Source organism: Streptomyces sp. NBC_00289, from assembly GCF_041435115.1.
In the GTDB taxonomy this organism is placed as follows: Bacteria; Actinomycetota; Actinomycetes; order Streptomycetales; family Streptomycetaceae; genus Streptomyces.
The window spans coordinates 4617593-4640661 of the sequence record NZ_CP108046.1; the positions used below are offsets into that span (position 1 = coordinate 4617593).

General features: G+C 71.7%; 20 protein-coding genes. 12 read left to right on the top strand and 8 right to left on the bottom strand.

From position 1 onward, the window contains the following. Positions 1–39: 39 nt before the first annotated feature. The 4 genes from OG985_RS20875 to OG985_RS20890 form a co-directional block, all read right to left on the bottom strand. Entirely contained in the window at positions 40–1467 is a 1428-nt protein-coding gene (locus OG985_RS20875) for an ATP-binding protein (RefSeq protein WP_371669851.1), read from the bottom strand. Then, entirely contained in the window at positions 1468–2265 is a 798-nt protein-coding gene (locus tag OG985_RS20880) for a response regulator transcription factor (RefSeq protein ID WP_371669852.1), read from the bottom strand. Positions 2266–2382: 117 nt separating this feature from the next. Further along, positions 2383–3099, bottom strand: coding sequence for an FMN reductase (locus tag OG985_RS20885; protein WP_371669853.1), 717 nt, complete (start codon positions 3097–3099; stop codon positions 2383–2385). Beyond that, positions 3096–4190, bottom strand: coding sequence for an LLM class flavin-dependent oxidoreductase (locus OG985_RS20890; protein WP_371669854.1), 1095 nt, complete (start codon positions 4188–4190; stop codon positions 3096–3098). Before OG985_RS20890 ends, OG985_RS20885 begins: the two co-directional genes overlap by 4 nt. 136 nt (positions 4191–4326) lie before the next feature. Between OG985_RS20890 and OG985_RS20895 the strand changes: the two genes are divergently transcribed. After that, complete coding sequence (locus OG985_RS20895) at positions 4327–5169, top strand: DUF6597 domain-containing transcriptional factor (RefSeq protein ID WP_371669855.1); 843 nt, start codon at positions 4327–4329, stop codon at positions 5167–5169. Between the two features lie 188 nt (positions 5170–5357). Here OG985_RS20895 and OG985_RS20900 read toward each other — a convergent pair whose 3' ends face one another. Continuing rightward, positions 5358–6266, bottom strand: a complete 909-nt coding sequence (locus OG985_RS20900) for an NADP-dependent oxidoreductase (RefSeq protein ID WP_371669856.1) — start codon at positions 6264–6266, stop codon at positions 5358–5360. Between the two features lie 138 nt (positions 6267–6404). Here OG985_RS20900 and OG985_RS20905 point away from each other — a divergent pair, with 138 nt between their 5' ends. The 4 genes from OG985_RS20905 to OG985_RS20920 all read left to right on the top strand — a co-directional run bounded on the left by OG985_RS20905 (position 6405) and on the right by OG985_RS20920 (position 8261). Beyond that, the gene (locus tag OG985_RS20905) at positions 6405–6812 is read left to right on the top strand and encodes a winged helix-turn-helix transcriptional regulator (protein ID WP_371669857.1); all 408 of its coding nucleotides are present in this window, start codon (positions 6405–6407) and stop codon (positions 6810–6812) included. 100 nt (positions 6813–6912) lie between these two features. After that, positions 6913–7248, top strand: coding sequence for a YnfA family protein (locus OG985_RS20910; protein WP_371669858.1), 336 nt, complete (start codon positions 6913–6915; stop codon positions 7246–7248). A 90-nt stretch (positions 7249–7338) separates the two neighbouring features. Beyond that, positions 7339–8115, top strand: a complete 777-nt coding sequence (locus OG985_RS20915; RefSeq protein ID WP_371669859.1) for an SDR family NAD(P)-dependent oxidoreductase — start codon at positions 7339–7341, stop codon at positions 8113–8115. Further along, on the top strand, positions 8115–8261 hold the full coding sequence (locus tag OG985_RS20920; protein WP_371669860.1) for a hypothetical protein: 147 nt from the start codon (positions 8115–8117) through the stop codon (positions 8259–8261). Before OG985_RS20915 ends, OG985_RS20920 begins: the two co-directional genes overlap by 1 nt. A 25-nt stretch (positions 8262–8286) precedes the next feature. On the opposite strand, the gene OG985_RS20925 is transcribed toward OG985_RS20920, so the two are convergent. Beyond that, positions 8287–9480 carry an RtcB family protein gene (locus OG985_RS20925; protein WP_371669861.1) on the bottom strand — a complete coding sequence of 398 codons (1194 nt, stop codon included), beginning with the start codon at positions 9478–9480 and terminating at the stop codon, positions 8287–8289. Between the two features lie 227 nt (positions 9481–9707). Between OG985_RS20925 and OG985_RS20930 the strand changes: the two genes are divergently transcribed. The 3 genes from OG985_RS20930 to OG985_RS20940 all read left to right on the top strand — a co-directional run bounded on the left by OG985_RS20930 (position 9708) and on the right by OG985_RS20940 (position 13172). Next, on the top strand, positions 9708–10553 hold the full coding sequence (locus OG985_RS20930; RefSeq protein WP_371669862.1) for a DUF3558 domain-containing protein: 846 nt from the start codon (positions 9708–9710) through the stop codon (positions 10551–10553). A 118-nt stretch (positions 10554–10671) separates the two neighbouring features. Beyond that, positions 10672–11646 (top strand): DUF3558 family protein, encoded by a 975-nt coding sequence (locus OG985_RS20935; protein ID WP_371669863.1) that lies wholly within the window; start codon positions 10672–10674, stop codon positions 11644–11646. A gap of 182 nt (positions 11647–11828) precedes the next feature. Further along, complete coding sequence (locus OG985_RS20940; protein WP_371669864.1) at positions 11829–13172, top strand: DUF2637 domain-containing protein; 1344 nt, start codon at positions 11829–11831, stop codon at positions 13170–13172. A gap of 79 nt (positions 13173–13251) precedes the next feature. Here OG985_RS20940 and lysS read toward each other — a convergent pair whose 3' ends face one another. Beyond that, entirely contained in the window at positions 13252–15015 is a 1764-nt protein-coding gene (gene lysS / locus OG985_RS20945; protein ID WP_371669865.1) for a lysine--tRNA ligase, read from the bottom strand. Between the two features lie 146 nt (positions 15016–15161). Here lysS and argS point away from each other — a divergent pair, with 146 nt between their 5' ends. From argS to OG985_RS20965, 4 genes are all read left to right on the top strand, one after another. Next, positions 15162–16928: an arginine--tRNA ligase gene (gene argS / locus OG985_RS20950; RefSeq protein WP_371669866.1), complete on the top strand. Its 1767-nt coding sequence runs from the start codon at positions 15162–15164 to the stop codon at positions 16926–16928. Positions 16929–17180: 252 nt separating this feature from the next. Continuing rightward, positions 17181–18011, top strand: a complete 831-nt coding sequence (locus tag OG985_RS20955) for a peptidoglycan-binding protein (RefSeq protein WP_371669867.1) — start codon at positions 17181–17183, stop codon at positions 18009–18011. Beyond that, a complete protein-coding gene (locus OG985_RS20960; RefSeq protein ID WP_371669868.1) occupies positions 18008–18898 on the top strand; it encodes a helix-turn-helix domain-containing protein in 891 nt (296 codons plus the stop codon). Before OG985_RS20955 ends, OG985_RS20960 begins: the two co-directional genes overlap by 4 nt. Positions 18899–19007: 109 nt before the next feature. Continuing rightward, a complete protein-coding gene (locus tag OG985_RS20965; protein WP_371669869.1) occupies positions 19008–19862 on the top strand; it encodes a DUF4253 domain-containing protein in 855 nt (284 codons plus the stop codon). Positions 19863–19872: 10 nt separating this feature from the next. On the opposite strand, the gene OG985_RS20970 is transcribed toward OG985_RS20965, so the two are convergent. Next, positions 19873–22941 (bottom strand): FG-GAP repeat domain-containing protein, encoded by a 3069-nt coding sequence (locus OG985_RS20970; protein WP_371669870.1) that lies wholly within the window; start codon positions 22939–22941, stop codon positions 19873–19875. Between the last annotated feature and the right edge of the window lie 128 nt (positions 22942–23069).

The window sequence follows — 23069 nt, forward strand, 5'->3', positions numbered from 1 at the left end:
AAGCTCGTCGTCGACTCCGGTCACCCACGCCTCCCGCGACTACCCGCCCCCCACCGTGAACCCGATCACCGACCCGCCCCCCTCCCGCTCGGAGGCGAACGGTGCTCCGCCGTGGGCGAGGGCCACCTCGCGCACGATGGACAGGCCCAGGCCCGAGCCGGGCAGGGAGCGGGCGGCGGCGGCGCGGTAGAAGCGGTCGAAGATGCGCACGAGGTCGCCCTCGGCGACGCCGGCACCTCGGTCCAGGACCTCGACACGGACCGGCCCGGCGACCGACGGTCCCGGTCCCACCGAGCCCGTGACGGCGATCTCGATGGGCGCCGTGCCGTCCCGGTCGAACTTCGCCGCGTTCTCGACCAGGTTGGACACCGCTCGCTGGAGCATGGCGGGGCGTCCGTCGGTGACGGTGTCGCCGAGCGCGTGGACGAGGACGACCCGGCCGGTACGGCGCCGCGCCAGGCCCGCCACGTCCTCGGCGATGTCGGCGAGGTCGACCCGTTGCGGCGGTTCGTTGTCGGACTGGCCGGCCGCGAGGTCGACGAGCTCGTTGACCAGGTCGGTCAGCTCGCGGGCCTCCTGGCTGAGGTCGGCGACGAGTTCCTCGCGGGTGTCGGGCGGCAGCTCGTCGATCCTGCGCAGCAGCGAGATGTTCGTGCGCAGCGAGGTCAGCGGTGTCCGCAGTTCGTGCCCCGCGTCCTGGACCAGGCGCCGCTGGTCCTCCTCCGACTGGGCGAGGCGGCCGAGCATCCGGTCGAAGGCGCGGCCGAGGCGGCCCACCTCGTCGTAGCCGGTGACGGGCACGTCGATGCCGAGCCGACGGGTGCGGGCGACGTCCTCGGCGGCCGAGGTGAGGATCACCAGGCGCCGGGTGATGCGCCGGGCCAGCCACCAGCCGAACAGTCCCGCCGCGACGACCACCGCCGCCATCAGGATCAGTGTCCGCCGCTGTAGCGCCCGCAGCAGGTCCTCGGTGTCGCTGAACTCCTGCGCGACCTGCACCGCGCCCCGGCCGCCGCCGAGGGAGACGGTCGCGATGCGGTAGATGTCGTCGCCGACGTCGACCTCCTTGTGCTCGGTCATCCGCCCGGCCGGGACGGCGGCCGCGTGCCTCCGGTCGGCGGCGGTGACCGGCAGCGGCGGACTGCCGGCGTCGACGACCCCGCCGCCCGGCCCCAGCACCTGCACGTCCGTGCGGGCCGGCCGCACGATGTCGTGCCCGGGGGCCGCCGAGGAGAAGTCGTCCGGCGCCATCCTGTGCTGCCGTACCTCGTCCCGGAGGTCCTGCACGACCTCGTCGAAGACGGACTCCTGGTCCACGCGGACGAGCCGGGCCGCGGCGCCGTACGACAGGACGCCGACGAGGACGGTGACGGCGGCGGTGACGGCCGCGAACGACACCACGAACGTGGTCCGCAGCGATCGGAGCCGGGGCCGCCGACTGTCGAGCAGCCGCCCCAGTCGGCTCACTCAGTCCTCCCGCAGCACGTAACCCACACCGCGCACCGTGTGGATCAGCTGCGGCGCGCCCGGCTCGTCGAGCTTGCGGCGCAGGTAGCCGACGTAGACGGCGAGGTTCTTGGAGCCGGGGCCGAAGTCGTAGCCCCAGATGCGGTCGTAGATGGTGGCGTGGTCGAGGACGATGTCGGCGTTGCGCACGAGAAGTTCGAGCAGCTCGAACTCGGTGCGGGTCAGCTCCAGCTCGCGTTCGCCGCGCCAGACCCGGCGCGCCTGCGGGTCCATCCGCACCCCGGCCGCCTCCAGGTACCGCTCGGGCGCCTGCCTCGGTCCGCCGGCGAGGGCACCGCTGCCGACCGGCCCGGTGGCGACCGCACCGGCGGCCGGAGCCGCTGCCGGACCGGCGGCCTGGCCGACCGTGCCGGTGTCCGGGGCGCTGACCGGGCTGGTCCGGCGCAGCAGCGCCCGCAGCCGGGCGAAGACCTCCTCCACGTCGAACGGCTTGACGACGTAGTCGTCGGCGCCCGCGTCCAGGCCCGCGATGCGGTCCGCGGTCTCCACGAGCGCCGTCAGCATCAGGATCGGTGTGCGGTCCCCCTCCGCGCGCAGGACCCGGCAGACCTGGAGCCCGTCGATTCCGGGCATCATCACGTCCAGCAGGAGCACGTCCGGCGGGGTGCGGTGGGCCTGCGCCAACGCCTCGACGCCGTCGGCGACCGCGGTGACCCGGTAGCCCTCCAGCGTCAGGGCCCGCTCGAGGGCGTGACGGATGGCGCGGTCGTCTTCGGCGAGCAGCACGGTTCGGGGCACGGATTCAGTGTGCCAAGCCCTCACGGTCGTACGACGTGATGAGCAGCTCACCGGCCGTCCTTCTTACTGGCCTCTCACCCGTGGGAGCGCAACCCGGCCGAGGCGCCTACCGTCCTCTCACCCCGCGGACCCGAGCGCGGCGAGCTGCTGCGCGAAGGGCACGACCTCGAGGTCTCCGGCGCGGACCTTTCCGTCCCGGGCGGCCGGTACGGTCCTCGCGGCCGGGCGTGCCGCCTCGGACCCGTCGGCCCCCTCGGACCCGCCGTTCGCCACGGATCCGCCGTTCACCACGGGCCCGCCCTGCGCCGCCGACAAGCCGGTCATCAGCCTGGTCAGCTCCGCCGCCGCCCGCTCGATGCGCCCCTCCAGTCCCTCGGCGCCCCAGTCCTCCGAAGCGGCGTACACGCCGGTCGGGACGACCACGGCCCGCAGGTAGGAGAAGAGCGGACGCAGGGCGTGCTCCAGGACCAGCGAGTGCCGTGCGCTGCCGCCGGTCGCGGCGATCAGCACCGGCTTGCCGGTGAGCGCGTCCGGGTCGAGCACGTCGAAGAAGGACTTGAACAGCCCGCTGTACGACGCCGAGAACACCGGGGTGGCGACGACCAGGCCGTCCGCCCCCGTCACAGCGTCGAGCGCGGCGGACAGGGCCCGTCCGGGAAAGCCGCTGGTGAAGTGGTGCGCGATCTCCACCGCGAGCTCGCGCAGCTCCACCACCTGGATCTCGGCCGGGGCATCGGCCGGGGTCTGCCGGCCGACCGCGGCGGCCAGCCGGTCGGCCAGCAGCCGCGTGGACGACGGGACGCTCAGTCCCGCCGAGACGACGACGAGCTTCATGCGACGGTCTCCTTCTCCTTCTTCGCGGCGGCGAGCAGGGACTGGTGGGTCGGCGCGTCCGGCACGTCGGCCGGGCGGTTCTTGGCGAACTCCTCGCGCAGGACCGGCACGACCTCCTCGCCGAGCATGTCGAGCTGCTCCAGCACGGTCTTCAGCGGCAGCCCGGCGTGGTCCACCAGGAACAGCTGGCGCTGGTAGTCGCCGGCGTACTCGCGGAAGGCCAGCGTCTTCTCGATGACCTGCTGCGGGGAACCGACGGTCAGCGGTGTCTGGTCGGTGAAGTCCTCCAGGGACGGCCCGTGCCCGTACACCGGGGCGTTGTCGAAGTACGGCCGGAACTCGCGCACCGCGTCCTGCGAGTTGTGCCGCATGAAGATCTGTCCGCCGAGGCCCACGATGGCCTGCTCGGGCGTGCCGTGCCCGTAGTGCGCGTACCGGGCCCGGTACAGCTCGACCATCCGCTTGGTGTGGTCGGCCGGCCAGAAGATGTTGTTGTGGAAGAAGCCGTCACCGTAGTAGGCGGCCTGCTCCGCTATCTCGGGCGAGCGGATCGACCCGTGCCAGACGAACGGGGGTACGTCGTCCAGCGGGCGGGGCGTGGACGTGAAGCCCTGGAGCGCCGAGCGGAACTTCCCGTCCCAGTTCACGACGTCCTCGCGCCACAGGCGGCGCAGCAGGGCGTAGTTCTCGATGGCGAGGTTGATGCCCTCGCGGATGTCCTGCCCGAACCAGGGGTAGACCGGGCCGGTGTTGCCGCGGCCCATCATCAGGTCCACCCGCCCGTCGGCCAGGTGCTGGAGCATCGCGAAGTCCTCGGCGATCTTCACCGGGTCGTTCGTGGTGATGAGGGTGGTGGAGGTGGAGAGGATGAGCTTCTCGGTCCGCGCCGCGATGTGGCCGAGCATCGTGGTGGGGGACGACGGCACGAACGGGGGGTTGTGGTGCTCGCCGGTCGCGAAGACGTCGAGGCCGACCTCCTCGGCCTTCAGCGCGATGGCGACCATGGCCTTGATGCGCTCGCGCTCGGTCGGCATACGGCCCGTGGTGGGGTCCGCCGTGACGTCACCGACGCTGAAGATCCCGAACTGCATGATCGCTCACCCTCCAAGTTGTTGACGGTTCAACTATACCCGTCCAACCGGACCCCGCACCCGGGTATTCCCCCACCGTGTTCCCCACCTCCCGACGGCACGCGCGAGTGTCAGTGCCCCGTCCTACGATCGCCGCATGGCCGCCCCACGCCGTGACACCCGAGGCATCGTCGACGCCGCGGAACTACTCGCCCGAGTCCGCTTCCGCCGCCGCGAACCCGCGCCTGCCCTGCGCCCCTACCTCGAGCACTACTGGCTGATCGACTGGGACCTGACCCAGCCGTACGCCTCCCACGTGGTCCCGCACCCGTCGGTGAACGTCGTCTTCCAGCGGTACGGGGACGAGGCGCCGTTCGCCGAGGTCTCGGGGATCGGGCTCGACCTGTTCACGCAGAAGCTGGAGGGGGCCGGCCGGGTCTGCGGGATCCAGTTCAGGCCGGGCGGCTTCCGCCCCTTCGCACCGGCCCGGGCGGTCTCGGACTGGACGGGCCGGCGGGTCCGCTTCCCCGAGATCCCCGAGGTCTTCCCGGCAGCCGACCCCGCCGCCGTCCTGTCCCCCGACGACGAGGACGCCCGCGTCGCCGCCCTCGACACCTTCCTCCTGGGTCTCGACCCGCGCCCCGACCCCCAGGCCGAGCTCGCGATGACCCTCGTCGACCGCATCCGCACCGACCGCACGATCCGCCGCGTCACCGACTTCGCCCGCGCGGAGGGCATGTCCGTGCGGGTCATGCAGCGACTGTTCGCCGCGTACGTCGGTGTCGGACCCAAGTGGGTCGTCCTGCGCTACCGCATCCACGAGGCACTGGAGCACGCGGAGACCGAGACGGCGATCGACTGGGCCGCCCTGGCCGCCGGCCTCGGCTACGCCGACCAGGCCCACCTGGTACGCGACTTCACCGCCACGGTGGGAGTACCACCCACCGCATACGCCGCGAGCACGGCGACCTCACGCGGCGGGAGCGCGGCGGGCGATTGACCGGGGCGGCCGGACGGGCGGGCGAGCGGGCGATGGGCCGCAGGACCGCAGGACCCCCGGCCGCAGGACCGCAGGACCCCCGGCCGCAGGACCGCAGGACCCCCGGCCGCAGGGCCGCAGGACCGCAGGACCGCCCCCGGCGTGCGGCCCTGCGGCCCGCACCCGCACCCGCACCCGCAGCAGCCGGCTCAGGGGATGAGTACCAGGCGTCCCCGTACTCCGCCCTCCGCGAGTCGGGCGTGGGCCTTCGGGGCCTCGTCCAGGGTGTAGGTGTCGGCGACGCGCAGGGTCAGAACACCCTCGTCCACCAGCCCGGCCAGTTCGGCCAGGCGGGCCCCGTCGGCCTTCACCCCGACGGCCGTCGTCCGCACCCCGCGTACCGGAGCCGGGGCGGCCTGCGGAATGACGCCGACGAAGACTCCCCCGTCCCGCACCCACGCCAGGGCCGTCTCGTTGAGGATCGCCGCGTCGAGGACGGCGTCCACGCTGCCCGCCCCGACGGCGTCGCTCGCGAAGTGCGCGGCCCCCAGGGACCGTACGAACTCCTCGTCGCTCTCCCGGGCCAGCGCGGTCACCGACACCCCCCGCTGGGCGGCGAGTTGGACGGCGTACGCGCCGACCGCACCCGCGGCACCCGTCACCAGCAGTGACTGCCCCGGCGTCAACTCCAGCAGATCCAGGGCCTGTACGGCGGTCAGGGCGTTCAGCGGCAGCGTCGCCGCGTGGACCGCGTCGACCGTCGTCGGCGCCTTCGCCACGGCGTCCGAGTCGACGACGACGTACTCGGCGTGCGTACCGAGCGGCTGCCCCATGCCGAAGAACAGCGCCACCACCTCGTCCCCGACACTCCACGCTTCCCCGGAGGGGGTGTCCCCGGCGGGTCCCGTCGCGTCCACGGTCCCCGCGACGTCCCAGCCGAGCCCGTTCTGGCGGCCCTCTCCCCCGAAGACGCCCGCGCGCACCCCGGCGTCGACGGGGTTCAGCGTGGCCGCCGCGACCTTGATCCGCACCTGTCCCGCGGCCGGCTCCGGCAGCGCTGTCTCCACTATCCGTACGGCCTCGGGCCCACCGAACGTCGTTACCACTGCAGCGCGCATGACTGACAGCTCCCTTTTTGTCGCTGTTGGCCTCGGTATCTCCTCAGCCGTCAGCAACCCTAGGAAGAGCTACTATCCATTGGTAAGTAGTTACCCGAAGGTGCGTTCCTACCCCCGAAGTGTGCGGAGGCCACGACCATGGCGACCATGACCGCGGCTCAGCGGCGCGAGCAGGCCCGAGTCGAGTACGACGCGTTCATCCGGGGCTGCCCCACGAACCAGCTCCTGGAGCGCATCAGCGACAAGTGGGTCAGCCTGGTCGTCGCCGCGCTCGCCACCGGCCCCATGCGCTACAGCGACCTCGGCCGCCGGATCGCCGGTGTCAGCCCGAAGATGCTCACCCAGACACTGCGGTCGCTGGAACGCGACGGCATCCTCACCCGCACGGTCACCCCGTCCGTCCCGGTCCGCGTCGACTACGAGCTCACCCCGCTGGGTCTGAGCCTGTGCGGGCTGCTCGTCGCGGTGAAGGACTGGGCGGAGAGCCACATCGGGCAGGTGCACGAAGCGCGCGAGCTGTACGACGCGGAGAGCCCGGACAGCTGAGCCGGGCAGGAGACGTCACCGGAGCGGACGCCGGGCACCCTCCCACAGGTCACGCTTGGGTGGCGCGGAGGGCCGCCGACCCGCGTGCGAAGCTGCCCGCATGGTCATCCTCCGGTCCGCCACCCTCTTCGTCGTCGCCGCGTTCTTCGAGATCGGCGGCGCGTGGCTGGTCTGGCAGGGCGTGCGCGAGCAGCGCGGCTGGCTCTGGGCAGGCGGCGGTGTCCTCGCCCTCGGGGCGTACGGCTTCGTCGCCACGTTTCAGCCGGACGCCCACTTCGGCCGCATCCTCGCCGCGTACGGCGGGATCTTCGTGGCCGGTTCGATCCTGTGGGGCGTGGTCGCGGACGGCTACCGCCCGGACCGCTGGGACATCGCGGGCGCGCTGATCTGCCTGGCCGGCATGGCGGTGATCATGTACGCACCGCGTGACAGCTGAGCGGCGGCCGCGGTGGACCTCGGAACGCCCGGGCGGCCCGCCCGCCTATCCTGGCCGGACAAGGTTCCGATCACGTCCGAGGAGCAGCCCATGGCCCCCGCCGCCCCGTCCGCCGCCTCCCGCATCGCGATAGTCACCGGTGCCAGCGGCGGAATCGGCGCCGCCACGGCACGACAGCTCGCCGCGGCCGGCTACCGCGTGGTCCTCACCGCGCGCCGCAAGGACCGGATCGAGGCGCTGGCCGAGGAGATCAACGCGGCGGGGCACCAGGCGACCGCGTACGCCCTCGACGTCACCGACCGGGCCGCGGTCGACGAGTTCGCCACCGCCTTCAGGACGATCGGCGTGCTGGTCAACAACGCGGGCGGCGCCCTCGGTGCCGACCCGGTCGCGTCGGGCGATCCGGCCGACTGGCGTCAGATGTACGAGACGAACGTCATCGGCACCCTCAATCTCACGCAGGCCCTGCTCCCCGCGCTCACGGCGAGCGGTGACGGCACCGTGGTGGTCGTCTCCTCCACGGCGGGCCACGGCACGTACGAGGGCGGCGCGGGCTATGTCGCCGCCAAGCACGGCGCCCACGTCCTGGCCGAGACGCTTCGTCTGGAGATCGTGGGCACCCCGGTCCGGGTCATCGAGATCGCTCCCGGCATGGTCAAAACGGACGGCTTCGCCCTGACCCGCTTCGGCGGCGACGAGGAGCGGGCGGCGAAGGTCTACCAGGGCGTGGCCGAGCCCCTGACCGCCGACGACGTGGCCGAGACGATCACCTGGACGGTGACCCGCCCCAGCCACGTCAACATCGACCTCCTGGTCGTCCGCCCGCGCGCGCAGGCGTCCAACACGAAGGTCCACAGGGACCTGTGATGCCGGATGCCGAGCGGGAACAGCGGCGCCTGAGCCAGGAGAAGAAGGACGAACGCCACATGTGGCTGTGGCTCGCCTACTTCCTGTTCGGCATCCACATCGTGGCGTTCGTCATGATCTACGCGGTGACACACGCCCCGAAGTGACCCTGGGCGCCCGCCGGGGCGTGCCTCAGCCCTTCACGCAGACGACCTGCTTCAGCTTCGCCACGACCTCCACGAGGTCGCGCTGCTGGTCGATGACCTGCTCGATCGGCTTGTAGGCCGCCGGGATCTCGTCGACGACACCGGAGTCCTTGCGGCACTCCACGCCCCGCGTCTGCTCCTCCAGGTCCTTCGTCGAGAAGCGCCGCTTCGCCGCGTTGCGGCTCATGCGCCGACCCGCGCCGTGGGAGGCGGAGTTGAAGGACTTCGCGTTCCCGAGGCCCTTCACGATGTACGACCCCGTGCCCATGGAGCCGGGAATGATCCCGTACTCGCCGGAGCCGGCCCGGATCGCGCCCTTGCGGGTCACGAGCAGGTCCACCCCGTCGTAGCGCTCCTCGGCCACGTAGTTGTGGTGCGCGCTGATCTCCGGCTCGAAGGCCGGCTTCGCCTTCCTGAACTCCTTGCGGACGACGTCCTTCAGAAGCGCCATCATCAGCGAGCGGTTGTGCTTCGCGTACTCCTGCGCCCAGAACAGGTCGTTGCGGTAGGCCGCCATCTGCGGGGTGTCCGCCACGAACACGGCGAGGTCCCGGTCGACGAGGCCCTGGTTGTGCGGGAGCTTCTGGGCGACGCCGATGTGGTGCTCGGCCAGTTCCTTGCCGATGTTCCGGGAACCCGAGTGGAGCATCAGCCAGACAGAACCGGTCGTATCCGTGCACACCTCAACGAAGTGGTTTCCCGAGCCGAGTGTTCCCATCTGCTTCGTGGCGCGCTCGAAGCGGAACTTGACCGCTTCGGCCACCCCGTCGAACCGTCCCCAGAAGTCGTCCCACCCGGCCGTGGCCAGGCCGTGGAAGCCCGCCGGCTCGACGGCGCTGTCATGCATCCCGCGCCCGACCGGAATCGCCTGCTCGATCTTCGACCGCAGCCGGGAGAGGTCGCCGGGAAGGTCGTTCGCGGTGAGCGACGTCCGCACCGCCGACATTCCGCAGCCGATGTCGACACCCACCGCCGCCGGGCACACGGCCCCCTGCATCGCGATGACCGATCCGACCGTCGCCCCCTTGCCGTAGTGGACGTCCGGCATCACGGCCAGGCCCTTGATCCACGGCAGGGTCGCCACGTTCCGCAGTTGCTGGAGCGCGCCCTCCTCGACCGTCGCGGGGTCGGCCCACATACGGATCGGGACCTTCGCTCCCGGCATCTCCACGTACGACATATCGTCCTCATTCCCCCGGAAAACAAACAGAAGTCCTCAATCGCAAAACCGGCGCCAAGGTCCATGAAAGGGACAACGGACCGGCGTTCACGGCAGTGCGTGCGATACACATTGTCTCCAGTGGGCGCCCCCGTGCGGCAAGCGAATAACCAGCGGGGACACTGAGATCACCACCGTTTTCCCCTGGCGTTCCCCTGGGAACGGACCCCGTCGAGAGGAGCCCGACCGTGCAGCGGAAGGCCTACGTACCCGGAGTCGCCGCACTCCTCGCGGCGCTGTTGGCCGGCTGTACAGGCAGCTCGGGCAGCGGCGACACGACGGACGACGCGAACCCGGGTCAGGCCGGCACGGCGTCCGCGGCGGCCCAGCCGGGCAAGTACCGCACCCTTCCGGAACCGTGCGGGGCACTGAGCCACGACACCCTCGACTCGCTTCTGCCGGGCATCACGGAGCTGACCGACGAGCAGCAGCGGGAGACGGCGTACGCGGGCGAGGCGACGCTGACGTACGACACCGACCGCAAGGTGGGCTGCCGTTGGAAGGTCGAGTCGGCGGAGGCCACCGACCATCTGCTGGTCGATTTCGAGCGGGTGGTGTCGTACGACACCTCCGCGAGCGACGACAGCCAGGCGGAGACCCTCTTCGCGACCAAGCTGACGGCGGCGGACCTCCCGGAACCCGTCGTCTCCGTCTCCAGCGACGTGAGTTCCGCCGAGACGGGCTCCGCCGCGAGTCCCGGCGCGAGTTCCTCCCCCACCTCCGGCGGCTCGCCGTCCGCTTCGGCCACCGCGCCCTCCTCGACGCCCTCTTCGTCGGCCTCCTCGTCCGCCGAACTCCAGCCCCGCGTCCTCACCGACCTCGGCGACGAGGCCTTCCTGGACGACGTGTTGAGCGGTTCGGGCTCGACGGCCCAGCAGCGCACCGTGACTGTGGCGTTCCGCACGTCCAACGTGATCGTGACGATCGAGTACGAGGAGCAGCCGGCCTCGGTCGGTGTGGTTCCGGACAGCGCGGAAATGCAGGACAGGGCCCGGAAACTGGCCGCGCGGCTGGCGAACTCGCTCGCCGGTTAGTGCCCCTTCGCGGCTCCCGGGTGTCCGCGCGCAAAGCGGACGAAGGGAGACCGCACAGCTTCCTCACCGCGTACCGTGGCCCCTCGGACCCGATCCGACGGCAGGAACCACGAGCGTCATGAGTGAAGGAACCATGCAGCGACCAGCACATCGAGACCTGGGGGCCCAGCCCACGCCGTTGAGGCAGCGAGGGACCGACGAGCGAGCGAAGCGCCGGGGCCGCCGCGCCCTTGTCTGCGCGGCGGCCGTCCCCGCGATGCTGATTGCCGCCGGCTGCTCCTCGGACTCCGGCTCAGCGGACGCCGGGAGCAAGAGCACGGCCGGCAGCAGCGAGACGTCCCCGTCCGCGAGCGCGTCGCCGACGGTGCAGGCGGCGGCGTACCGGAAGCTTCCCGAGTCCTGTGGCGTCGTGTCGAAGAAGACGCTGGGCGAACTGGTCCCGAAGGGCACCAAGTCCGGCAAGAAGGGCACTTCGGACGACGCGGCGACGCGCGGGAGCTGCTCGTGGAGCAGCCTCGACAACAACGGCGTGAAGGGCTCGCAGTTCCGCTGGCTGAACGTGTCGCTGCTGCGGTTCGACTCGGACACCACGCGCGGCGCCGGTGACAAGCAGGCGCAGGAGTACTACGCGAAGCAGATCCAGGACGCGCAGTCGGTGGACGGCGCGAAGAACTCCACCTCGCAGCCGGTCGCCGGCACGGGTGACCAGGCGACGCTGGTGCGGTACGACCTGAAGAAGAAGGAAGGGTCCTTCAAGCAGCAGACGGTCGTGGCGCGCGTCGAGAACGTCGTCGTCACCGTCGACTACAACGGCGCGGGCCTGGCGGGCGAGAAGACCCCGAGCGTCGCCACGCTGACGAAGGCGGCGGAGAAGGCCGCCAAGGAGGCCGTGGCCGCGGTGGCGTCGGCCAACGGTGACGGCACGGGATCGGGCACCGGATCGGGTTCGGGGTCGGACAAGGGCACGGCGAGTTCCGCGCCGTCCGCGTCCGCGTCGAAGTCGCCGGCCTCGAAATCCTCCGCCTCTCCGTCGAAGTCGGCGTCGAAGGCCGCCGGGGCGTCCCCCTCCAGCACAGCGTCCAAGAAGAGCTGACTGTCACACCAGGGCCGTAACGCACAGCTCAGGCAAGGCATTTGCGGGAGCCCGGCCCCCTCGGGGACCGGGCTCCCGCCGTACCGGGCACGCGCCCCCCGCACACATGTGCCACCCTGATGCGCGCAACAACACGCAAGGGGAGGGGAGTACGGGTGAGCGCGCCAATGCAGCTGACTCGGATGCACCGCATTCTCATCGGCGTGGTCGTGGCCGGCGCGGTCGTCATCGCCGGCATCGGCTTCGCGGGTTCGTACGCGGCGGTCCGCGAGCTGGCCCTGAAGAAGGGCTTCGGGAACTTCTCGTACGTCTTCCCGATCGGCATCGACGCGGGTATCTGCGTCCTGCTCGCGCTGGACCTGCTGCTGACCTGGATCAGGATCCCCTTCCCGCTGCTGCGCCAGACGGCGTGGCTGCTGACGGCGGCGACGATCGCGTTCAACGGCGCGGCGGCCTGGCCCGACCCGCTGGGCGTGGGCATGCACGCGGTGATCCCGATCCTGTTCGTGGTCTCCGTCGAGGCGGCCCGGCACGCGATCGGCCGGATCGCCGACATCACCGCCGACAAGCACATGGAGGGAGTCCGCCTCACCCGCTGGCTCCTCTCCCCGTTGCCGACCTTCCTGCTGTGGCGCCGGATGAAGCTGTGGGAGCTGCGCTCCTACGAGCAGGTCATCAAGCTGGAGCAGGAACGCCTCGTCTACCAGGCCCGGCTTCGCTCCCGCTTCGGGCGGGCGTGGCGGCGCAAGGCCCCGGTGGAGTCGCTGATGCCGCTGCGTCTGGCGCGTTACGGCGTGCCGCTGGCGGAGACGGCTCCCTCGGGTCTGGCGGCGGCGGGCATCGAGCCGGCGCTGCTGCCCCCGGCGCCGCGGCCGGAGGTGACGGCGGGCGGCCTGGCCGCGGAGGCGGCACCCGGCCCACAGCGTTCGGCACCGCCCGGCGAGCAGCGTCTCGAGCTGGCCGGCCATCCCGGCGCCGAGCGGACGGACGCCGCGTCGCGGCAGCGGGCCGGGCTCACGCCGGAGCAGAGCCCCTGGTTCAACACGCCGCCCCCGCAGGAAACGGTCTACGAGGGTGGCTACGACCCGACGTACGACCCGGAGCAGGACGCCCAGTGGTACGAGGAGCAGCAGCAGGCCGACCAGTACGGGCAGTACGGCCGGTACGAGCACTACGAGCACTACGAGCAGGACGACCAGTACCGGGAGCCCGCCGCGGCGGCCCCTGCCGAGCCCGTCCGGGAATCCCCTTCGGAGGAGACCGGCACCTTTCCCATCCCCTCGGGCCCCAACCGCACCCGCCAGCTCGGTGAGGGCGGCGGCACTCCTCCCGCCGAGCCGGACGAGGAGGGGTACTACCAGGTCTTCAAGCAGTCCATAAACGGCAGCTACCCGACCCCGCGCGAGTTCAGCGCCAACGCCGAGGCGACGTACGGCGTGCCCGTCCCGGACGCCGACGCGAAGCGGATGGTGCTGCGCTTCACCAACCGGCACAACGCGGAACTGGAAGACGACCACATCGCCTGAGCGGGACCGCGGACGACAGGAGGCCCTCGTACGGAATGTACGAGGGCCTCCTGCACGCGCCTGTGGATCTACGCTCAGGTCACTCCCCGAGCAGGGCCCGTACCCGCTCCTGACCCACCGCGAGCAGCAGGGTGGGCAGCCGGGGACCGGTGTCACGCCCCACCAGCAGGTGGTAGAGCAGCGCGAAGAACGTCCGCTGGGCGGTCTTGATCTCCGGCGGCAGCTCCTTGGGCGTGGCATCGGCGGGGAAGCCCGCCTGGACCTTCGGCACGCCGTAGACCAGGTGGCTGAGCCCGTCGAGCGACCAGTGCCCGGACAGTCCGTCGAGCAGCAGGCGCAGCGACTGCTGGGACGGCTCGTCGAGGGACTTCAGCAGCTCGGCGTCGGGCTCGGCGCGGACGATGGTGCGCTGGTCGGCGGGGACGTGGGTGTTGATCCACGCCTCGGCCCTGTCGTAGCGCGGCCGGGCCTCGTCGAGGGAGCCGAGCGGGTGCTCCGGGTCGAGGTCGCTGAGGATGCGCAGCGCCTGGTCCTGGTGCCCGGCGGTGATGTCGGCGACGGACGCCAGCGTGCGGTACGGCAGCGGGCGCGGCGTGCGCGGCAGCTCACCGCCGGCGGTCCGCACCGCGCGGGAGTGCGCGGCGACGTCGGCCGGGAGGGCGGAGCCGTCGGCGACCTTCGCGTCGAGCTTGTCCCACTCGTCGTAGAGGCGCTGGATCTCCTGGTCGAAGGCGATCTTGAAGGACTGGTTGGGCCGGCGCCGGGCGTACAGCCAGCGCAGGAGCTGCGGCTCCATGATCTTCAGCGCGTCGGCCGCCGTCGGGACGCCGCCCCTGGACGAGGACATCTTGGCCATGCCGCTGATGCCCACGAACGCGTACATGGGGCCGATGGGCTGCTTGCCGCCGAAGATGCCGACGATCTGCCCGCCGACCTGGAAGCTGGAGCCCGGGGAGGAGTGGTCGACGCCGCTCGGCTCGAACACCACGCCCTCGTAGGCCCAGCGCATCGGCCAGTCGACCTTCCACACCAGCTTGCCGCGGTTGAACTCGTTCAGCCGGACGGTCTCGGAGAAACCGCAGGCCGTGCACGCGTACGTCAGCTCGGTGGTGTCGTCGTCGTAGGCGGTGACGGTGGTGAGGTCCTTCTCGCAGTTGCCGCAGTAAGGCTTGTACGGGAAGTAGCCGGCGGAACCGGAGCTGCCGTCGTCCTCGCCGGCCGCGCCGGAGCCCTCCGCGGCCTCCAGCTCGGCCTCGTCGGCCGGCTTCTGCTGCTTCTTCGCGGGGGCCTTCTTGGTGCGGTACTGGTCGAGGATCGCGTCGATCTCGCCGCGGTGCCGGATGGCGTGCAGGATCTGCTCGCGGTAGGCGCCGGAGGTGTACTGCTCGGTCTGGCTGATGCCGTCGAACTCGACGCCCAGTTCGGCGAGCGACTCGACCATGGCGGCCTTGAAGTGCTCGGCCCAGTTGGGATGCGGGGACCCCGCGGGGGCGGGCACCGAGGTCAGCGGCTTGCCGATGTGCTCGGCCCACGACTCGTCGATCCCCGCGATACCGGCCGGCACCTTGCGGTAGCGGTCGTAGTCGTCCCAGGAGATGAGGTGCCGGACCTGGTGGCCGCGGCGCCTGATCTCGTCGGCGACGAGGTGCGGGGTCATCACCTCGCGGAGGTTGCCGAGGTGGATGGGGCCGGACGGCGAGAGCCCGGACGCGACGACGACCACCGGTGCGCCGGCACCAGAGTGTTTCGCGCCCGGGGCCCGACGCTCCGACTCCTCGATGACCTCGTCCGCGAAACGGGAGACCCAGTCGGTGGTCTCGGTGCTCTGAGCCACGATCGGCACGTCCTTCTTTCTCATACGCCAGTACGGCTGACCGGACCATTCTCCCAGCTGGGGCCGGAACCGCGAAAACGGCTTTTCACCGCATGGGATACTGGGTTCCCTGTACTCAGCAACTCCCGGAACCCGAGCAGAACGGCACCCATTCCATGGCCTCGGTCACGTCCCTCAGCGACTCCGTCCAGCAGCGCCTCGCGGCGGCTCTCTCGGCAGCCCTGCCGGAGGCCGGCTCCGCCGACCCGCTGCTGCGACGTAGCGACCGGGCCGACTTCCAGGCCAACGGCATCCTCGCGCTGGCCAAGAAGGCGAAGGCCAACCCGCGGGAGCTGGCGACACAGGTGGTCGCCCAGGTCGAGTCGGGTGACGTGATCCGGGAGATCGAGGTGTCCGGCCCCGGCTTCCTGAACATCACGCTCAGCGACGGGGCGATCGTCCGGAACCTCGCCGCGCGTTACGCGGACCCGGCCCGCCTCGGCGTGCCCCTCGCGGAGCACCCGGGCACCACGGTCATCGACTACGCCCAGCCGAACGTGGCGAAGGAGATGCACGTCGGCCACCTCCGTTCCGCGGTGATCGGCGACGCGGTGGTCCAGCTGCTGGAGTTCACCGGCGAGAGCGTCGTGCGGCGCCACCACATCGGCGACTGGGGTACCCAGTTCGGCATGCTCATCCAGTACCTGGACGAGCACCCGCACGAGCTGGACCACAAGGACACCCAGGTCTCCGGCGAGGAGGCGATGTCGAACCTCGACCGTCTCTACAAGGCGGCGCGGAAGCTGTTCGACTCCGACGAGGAGTTCAAGACGAGGGCCCGCCTCAGGGTGGTCGACCTCCAGGCCGGCGACCCGCACACGCTCGCCGTCTGGCAGAAGTTCGTCGACGAGTCGAAGATCTACTTCTTCTCCGTCTTCGAGAAGCTCGACATGGAGATCCGGGACGCGGACATCGTCGGCGAGTCCGGCTACAACGACATGCTCGCGGAGACCTGCCGGCTCCTGGAGGAGTCGGGCGTCGCGGTCCGCTCCGAGGGCGCGCTCTGTGTCTTCTTCGACGACGTCAAGGGCCCGGACGGCAACCCGGTCCCGCTGATCGTGCAGAAGTCGGACGGCGGCTACGGCTACGCGGCGACGGACCTGTCCGCGATCAGGGACCGTGTGTTCAACCTGAAGGCGAACACGCTGGTCTACGTCGTCGACGCGCGCCAGTCGCTGCACTTCAAGATGGTCTTCGAGACGGCTCGCCGGGCCGGCTGGCTGGGCGACGACGTCACGGCCCACCAGCTCGCCTTCGGCACGGTCCTCGGCAAGGACGGCAAGCCGTTCAAGACCCGTGAGGGCGAGACGGTCAAGCTGGTCGACCTCCTCGACGAGGCGGTCGAGCGGGCGACCGCCGTCGTCCGGGAGAAGGACGTCCAGCAGCAGCTGTCCGAGCAGGAGATCGCCGAGCGCGGCACCCAGGTGGGCGTCGGCGCGGTGAAGTACGCGGACCTGTCGACGTCGGCCAACCGCGACTACAAGTTCGACCTGGACCAGATGGTCTCGCTGAACGGCGACACCAGCGTGTACCTCCAGTACGCGTACGCCCGTATCCAGTCGATCCTGCGCAAGGCCGGGGAGCTGCGCCCCTCGGCCCACCCGGAGCTCGAACTGGCCGAGGCGGAGCGGGCGCTGGGCCTGCACGCCGACGCCTTCGCGGAGACGGTGGCCGACGCGGCGAGGGAGTACGCCCCGCACAAGCTGGCCGCGTACCTGTACCAACTGGCGTCGCTGTACACGACGTTCTACGACAAGTGCCCGGTGCTCAAGGCCGAGACGCCGGAGCAGGTGGAGAACCGCCTGTTCCTGTGCGACGTCACGGCCCGCACCCTGCACCGGGGCATGGCCCTGCTGGGCGTCAGGACGCCCGAGCGGCTCTGAGGAGAACCGCACGACGCACCGCGGCCCGTCCTCCCCACCGGGAGGGCGGGCCGCGGTCGTCGGCGCACGGGTCCGCCTCACCGGCTGACCTGCGAGAGCGCCGTCCGGCGGGACGGTGGTGGCGGGTGGTGGCCGATTCCGTATCCGTGCAGGAACCACGTTGCGGTGCGGTCACGTGGTTGCTGATGCAGAATGCCACCGGGGCACAGCGGCACTGACCACGGCCACTGATCATGAACGCGTGGGGGGAACATGTCGCGTTGGAAAGCGCTGCCTGCGGAACTCGACCCGCGCGTCCGGCAGTTACTGGTGCGCTTACGACGGCTGAAGGACCACAGCGGGCTGAGCATGCGGCAACTGGCGTCGAAGACGGCGTACAGCCCGAAGTCCTGGGAGCGCTACCTGAGCGGCCGGTCGCTGCCGCCGCGGGACGCCGTGGAGGCGATGGCCCGGATCGGCGGCGACGATCCGACCCGGCTGCTCGCGCTGCACGAGGTCGCCGCCGAGGCCTGGCGGGCGGGCCGCGCGGGCACGTCCGCCCCGGAGCCGGCCGTGACGGAGCCGGCCGAAGCCGAGTCGTCCGTACCGGCGGCCTCGGCGCCAGAGTCCGAGGTCCTGTCGGCGGGGACAGAGGAGGCGCGATTACCAGGACGTGCCCTGCGCGTCGCCCTCGTGTCGGGCTCGGTGGCCCTGGTGCTGGCCGTGTCCTCCACGGTGCTCGTGGTCGTACGGATCATGGACGACCGGGACGGCGGCGCACCGGCGGCTTCGCACGCCGCGTCCACCGCGTCGGCGTCACCGACGGTGGCCAAACGCGTGTACCGCTGCCGCCTGGAACGGACCGGCGGGCGCTGGTACGCGGGCAACAGCCGCGCCCTGGACGCCACCGTGGCGTACGGCAACTCCGGGCCGCAGGTCGCCGAGGTGCAGTGTCTGCTGCGCAGGAGGGGAATCTCGCCGGGGGCCATCGACGGCATGTTCGGCCCGCTGACGATGGGCGCGGTCGAGCGCTTCCAGAAGCGGGCGCGTCTCCGGGTGGACGGCATCGTCGGACCGCACACCTGGAAAGTACTGCGGGGATGACACCGTCACCGGGACATGCCCGACTCGCCTCGGAACTGAGGGAGTTGCGGGCACGCACCGGCCTGAGCCTGGCCGGCCTCGCGGCGCAGACCGCGTACAGCAAGTCGTCCTGGGAGCGCTACCTCAACGGCAGGGCGCTGCCGCCCCGCCCCGCGGTGCGAGAGTTGTGCCGGCTCGCCGGCGAACCGGAGGGACGCTGTCTGGCGCTGTGGGAGATCGCGGAGTCGGAATGGAGCGGGCGCGCGGCGGAGACGACGCGGAAGGAGCCGGGGCGGGCGGAGACGGAGCGGACGGAAGCGCCCTCGCCGGCGCCGCCTTCCCCTTCCCCTTCCCCGACAGCGACTCCCGCTCCGGCTGTCCGGGAGGCCGCCCGTGCCGGTAACCGGACCGTGGCGCTCGTTGCCGTGCTCGCGTCGGCCTGCGCCGTGACCGTCGGGAGTGTGGCGGTGGCGCTCCTCCTGCTGCCGGGCCACGACGGCGAGTCGTGGTCGTCCGCACTCCCGTCCCCGTCCCCGTCCTCGGCCGGACCGTACTGCCGGGGTGCCGCCTGCGAGGGCAGGGATCCGATGGCGATGAAGTGCGCCGCCCAGCCCGACACCCTCGCCCTGCGCCGCATGGCCACCGGAGCCTGGATGGAAGTGCGCTACAGCAGGGCGTGCGGGGCCAGTTGGGCGCGGACCTGGGGTACGCGGATCGGCGACCGGATCGAGATGAGCGCGGGCGGCGCCGCGGGCCCGGTCCGCCGCGCCGAGGTCAGGGACGGCGTCGACACCGATGCCTTCGTCTACACCCCCATGGCGGTCACCCTCCCCGGCACCGTCGTCACCACCTGTTTCCGGCCCGCGGGGGCCGACCGGTCGGAGTGCTTCAAAAGCCGGGTGAAGTAGCGGATCCGCCCGGTCCGGCCTTCGCCAACTCGCCTTCGCAACAGCCCGGTTACGCCTGCCGACCGGGGCCGCCGTCCGATTGTCAGTGGCGGCCCCTACAGTCACCGGCATGGCGACACTTCCCAACCCGCTGCCCACACTGGCGGCCGACCCGAGCGGCCGCTCCCTCGGGCTCCGACTTCCGCTCGGCACCCTGACCGACGCGACCGACGAAGGCCCCTGGCACGAACCGCTGCTGTGGTACGCCGGGCAGCCCGCGTCCACCGGCAACTGGTCGGCGCTCGGTACCCCCGCCGCCCGGGCCGGTCTGCTCCCGGTCCTCGTCGACGTCGGCGGCAGCCAGGGCGGCCCGGAGGACTGGGAGTTGATGCCGGGCGAGACGTCGTACCCCGGGGACCACGACGCCGAGGAGGTGCTCGCGGAGTACTGGGAGGAGAACGCGGAGGACGAACTCGCCCCCGACGCCGAGGACGCGGGCGGTCACGACCGGGCGCCGGTCCTCGCCCCCTTCGGCCCCGCCTGGCCCGGCCTCGCCCCGGCCGCCGCCCGCTTGACCGCCGACCCGGACACCCGGGCCGCTCAGGTCGCCGACTCGCTGACCGGCGGCCCGCGCTCCTGGTTCAAGGAACCTCGCCTCGCCCTGGTACCGGCCCGCCGCTCCGCCGACATCCCGGCCGCCATCGGCTGGAGCGGCCCGCTGAACTACGAGGACGACGTGGCCCGGCTCTGCGCGGTGCTGCGCTCCTGGGAGGACCGCTTCGGGATACGGGTCGTCGCGCTCGGCTTCGACACCCTGGTGGTGTCCGTGGCCGCCCCGCCCACCACCCCGGAGCAGGCCGAGGCGGTGGCGGCGGAACACTTCGCGTTCTGCCCGGACACCGTCCTGCAGGACGGACCGGACACCCTGCGCGCCTATGCCGAGGATCTCGTCGGCGAGGACACCTGGTCCTTCTGGTGGGACTGACCGCCGGACCTCAGAACACGCCCTGGTAACCGCCCCAGCCGGTGGCGATCTTCGTACGGCTGCCGAAGGAGCCCCTGCCGTTGCCGCCCAGGCGCCACAGCACGCCGTCCGTGTCCCGGGCGGCCAGGTCGGCCCTGCCGTCGCCGGTGAGGTCTCCGGCGCCGACGACGGCGTTGTAGGCCGAGCCCCAGTTGTCGAAGACCTTCACCCGGGACGTGAACGTGCCGGCCCCGGTGCCGTTGTAGCGCCACAGCTCGTTCGACCTGTCCTGGGCGAGCAGATCGCCGCGGCCGTCACCGTTGAGGTCGCCGGCCCCGACGATCTTCTTGTAGCCGGACCAGTCGGTGTACAGCTTCACCCGCGCCGACAGCTTCCCCGAGCTGGTCGCCCGGTACAGGTAGGTCGCGCCCGTCGAGGAGTTGCGGGCGATCAGGTCGGCGCGCCCGTCGCCGGTGACGTCGCCGGGCGAGGTCAGCACGTCGTACTGCTGGAAGCCCGTACCGAGCGAGGTGTACGCGGTCGACGGCGTCACTGCCTTTCCGCAGGCGGGCCGGTAGGCGCGCAGGGTGCCGCCGGCGAAGCGCACCAGGACCTCGTTGCAGCGGTCGCCGTTCAGGTCACCGAACGGGACGGCCGTGACCGAGGTCGCCCAGCCGGACCCGGAGACCTTGCCCGCGAGGGCACCGGCGCCGTTGCCCTGGTGAATCGTCAGGCTCCCGGCGGAGTTGAGGGTCACCAGGTCGCCGATCCCGTCCAGGCCGGCGTGGTCGCGCCGTACCGCCGCGGCGCCGGTCACCCTGAGGGAGCCGGAGAGGGGCGGCATGGCTGCGGCGCCGTCGGCCGGGGCGGCGGTGAGCGTCCAGGTGTAGGCGCCGTTGGGCACCAGCGCGCCCGCCTGCGAACGCCCGTCCCAGGAGACGTCGACCGCGCTCCGGGCCGGGCCGCCCTGCCAGGTGCGCGGTACGGCGCCGCTGGTGTCGCTCCTGAGGGTCAACTGCCAGGAGGCGGCGGGCTTGGACAGCCACCAGCGGCCCGTCCACCGTGCCGCACCGCCGTCGGCGGCGAAGGCGGCGGGGACGGTGGAGTCGGGCACGGAGAGCCGGGAGGCCAACCAGGTGTAGGTGTGGGCGCTGACGACGTGCACGGCGTTGTCCGAACTGCCGAGGTAGGCGACCTTGTTGGAGCGGCGGTCCACGCTCCAGGTGTAACCCCGGTTGTCGAAGGCTTCGGTGACGGCGACACCGGTGATCTCCCCGAGGGGTTCGGTGACATCGTTGGCGATCTCCACCGACTGGATCGACCGCGTGGCGGTGTTGAGGTAGGCGTAGAAGCCGTCGCCCAGGAGCACCTCCCCGACGGGAGCCGGGTATGCCTGGCCCGTCCCGTCGAGCTTCTTGATGCCGGCCTTGTGCAGGCCGGCGCAGCTCCAGTACAGAAGGGTGCCGTTGGTGCGCAGGTCGTCGGGGGTGCAGCCGGGGCCGGCGTCGACGGTGCGCAGGACCTTGCCGGTGCGCAGGCTGGTGGCGACCACCGTGCCGGCGGTGGCGGAGGGGGTCCACAGGGTGGCGTGGTCGAGGGCGGCCGCCTGCGCTTCCTGTTCGCGTACGACCTCGTCGGCGGCGATGTCCACCACGTACTGGGTGCCGGTGCCGCCGGTGCCGCCGGAGCCCGCGTACAGCACGTACTGGGGTGAGACGTCGAGGATGCGGCCGCCGGTGGCCGGCAGCGCGATGTCGCCGGCCGGGTCGTCGGCGGTGGTGAGGACGTCCTTGCCGGTGGCCGGGTCGGTGGTCAGCTGCGCGAGGCCCTCGTCGCCGCCGTCGGCGAAACGGCCCGGGCCGGTGCCGGGCGAGGGGGCGGTGGCCGTCAGGGCGCTGCCGTCGGCCGGGGCCATCGCGGTGCCGACGTCCTGGCTGTGCAGGGTCGGCGTGCCGCGCAGGGTGTTGAGGAAGCGCACGGTTCCGCGGTCCAGGCTCACCGCCCCCACGGTGCCGTAGTAACGCACCGGCGGCACCACGTGCAGGGTGTTCACGAAGACCGCGCCGGTGCCGTCCTGGCTGAGGTGGTGGATGGCCCGGGTTCCGCCGGCGGTGACCCGTCCGACGGCGGTCACCGCCTCCCCGGTCTGCATGATCTGTTCGACGTCGGCCAGCGCTGTCCCGGCCGGCTCCCCGTCGAGTGACTGCTTGTGCAGCGTCCCGCCCGAACCCTCGTACCAGAGAAGGTTGTTGCCCACGACGAACGACGTGACCTCGCTGTCCGGCGACTGTGTGGTCACGGGCCGGATCCCCGGAGTGCCGCCCGGGCTGCTGCGCGCCCTGAGGCGTATCCCGTCCTCGCCCTCCCGGGTGAACCAGGACACCCAGGCGCCGGTGAGCCGGAAGCTGTTCGCGGGGCCGGTGACCTGGAGGGCCTGGACGCTGCCGTCGACACCGTCGACGATCCCGTACGCGGCCCGCCCGTCCTGCTGGTAGCGGACGACGAACTCGGCGTTGTCCCGGGCGAGGATCTCCGGTTCGGCCTCGGCGCTCGCACCGGCCGGCAGCCGCACGGGAACCTCGTACATGCTGCCCGAGGTGGTCGTCCGGACGATCCGGTACTCGTGCGAGCCGTCCTCCAGCTCCGCCGAGACCAGCACGAAGCCGCCGCTCATCTGCGGCTTGCTGTAGCCGGCCGGCAGCGTCATGGTGCGCGAGGTGGAGTCGTCCAGATCCAGCAGCACGATCGTGGTACGGCCGTCGTCGCCGACGGTGGTGTAGGCGACCCGGTTGTCGTAGTCGTACATCGGGACGATGGACTCGGCGGGCACACCGTCGAGAGCCGTCACCACCTTGCCGGTCCGGCTCCACACGTAGCCGCCGGTGCCCTCCTCCTGGTAGAGCGCGCCGAGATAGCTGCCCGCCAGGAGCTTGACCTCCCGGTCGACACCGGCGCCGGGTGCCGGGATCACCACGGCGGCCGGGGCGGCGGTGGCGGACGCGGGCGCGAGCAGTGACACGGCGACGCCCCCGGTCAGGGCCAGTGCGGTGGCGGTGACGGCGCTCCCCGCGCGCGTCAGCCCATGGTGCCGTACAGGCACGATTCCCCCCTGTATTCACGTTTTCCTGCTGCACACGTCCCCCCGGACATGTGTTCGCGATCCTACCCAGGGAGCCCCAACTACGCGCGTCACAGGTCGAGTTGGGTTTCACCGGCCCCGAAGAGTCG

Coding starts and splice junctions, on each gene's coding strand:
- OG985_RS20885 (WP_371669853.1), bottom strand. CDS start 3,099: ATGAAGCTCGTCGTCGTCTCGGCGGGACTGAGCGTCCCGTCGTCCACG.
- OG985_RS20890 (WP_371669854.1), bottom strand. CDS start 4,190: ATGCAGTTCGGGATCTTCAGCGTCGGTGACGTCACGGCGGACCCCACC.
- OG985_RS20895 (WP_371669855.1), top strand. CDS start 4,327: ATGGCCGCCCCACGCCGTGACACCCGAGGCATCGTCGACGCCGCGGAA.
- OG985_RS20900 (WP_371669856.1), bottom strand. CDS start 6,266: ATGCGCGCTGCAGTGGTAACGACGTTCGGTGGGCCCGAGGCCGTACGG.
- OG985_RS20905 (WP_371669857.1), top strand. CDS start 6,405: ATGGCGACCATGACCGCGGCTCAGCGGCGCGAGCAGGCCCGAGTCGAG.
- OG985_RS20910 (WP_371669858.1), top strand. CDS start 6,913: ATGGTCATCCTCCGGTCCGCCACCCTCTTCGTCGTCGCCGCGTTCTTC.
- OG985_RS20915 (WP_371669859.1), top strand. CDS start 7,339: ATGGCCCCCGCCGCCCCGTCCGCCGCCTCCCGCATCGCGATAGTCACC.
- OG985_RS20920 (WP_371669860.1), top strand. CDS start 8,115: ATGCCGGATGCCGAGCGGGAACAGCGGCGCCTGAGCCAGGAGAAGAAG.
- OG985_RS20925 (WP_371669861.1), bottom strand. CDS start 9,480: ATGTCGTACGTGGAGATGCCGGGAGCGAAGGTCCCGATCCGTATGTGG.
- OG985_RS20935 (WP_371669863.1), top strand. CDS start 10,672: ATGAGTGAAGGAACCATGCAGCGACCAGCACATCGAGACCTGGGGGCC.
- OG985_RS20940 (WP_371669864.1), top strand. CDS start 11,829: ATGCACCGCATTCTCATCGGCGTGGTCGTGGCCGGCGCGGTCGTCATC.
- argS (WP_371669866.1), top strand. CDS start 15,162: ATGGCCTCGGTCACGTCCCTCAGCGACTCCGTCCAGCAGCGCCTCGCG.
- OG985_RS20955 (WP_371669867.1), top strand. CDS start 17,181: ATGTCGCGTTGGAAAGCGCTGCCTGCGGAACTCGACCCGCGCGTCCGG.
- OG985_RS20960 (WP_371669868.1), top strand. CDS start 18,008: ATGACACCGTCACCGGGACATGCCCGACTCGCCTCGGAACTGAGGGAG.
- OG985_RS20965 (WP_371669869.1), top strand. CDS start 19,008: ATGGCGACACTTCCCAACCCGCTGCCCACACTGGCGGCCGACCCGAGC.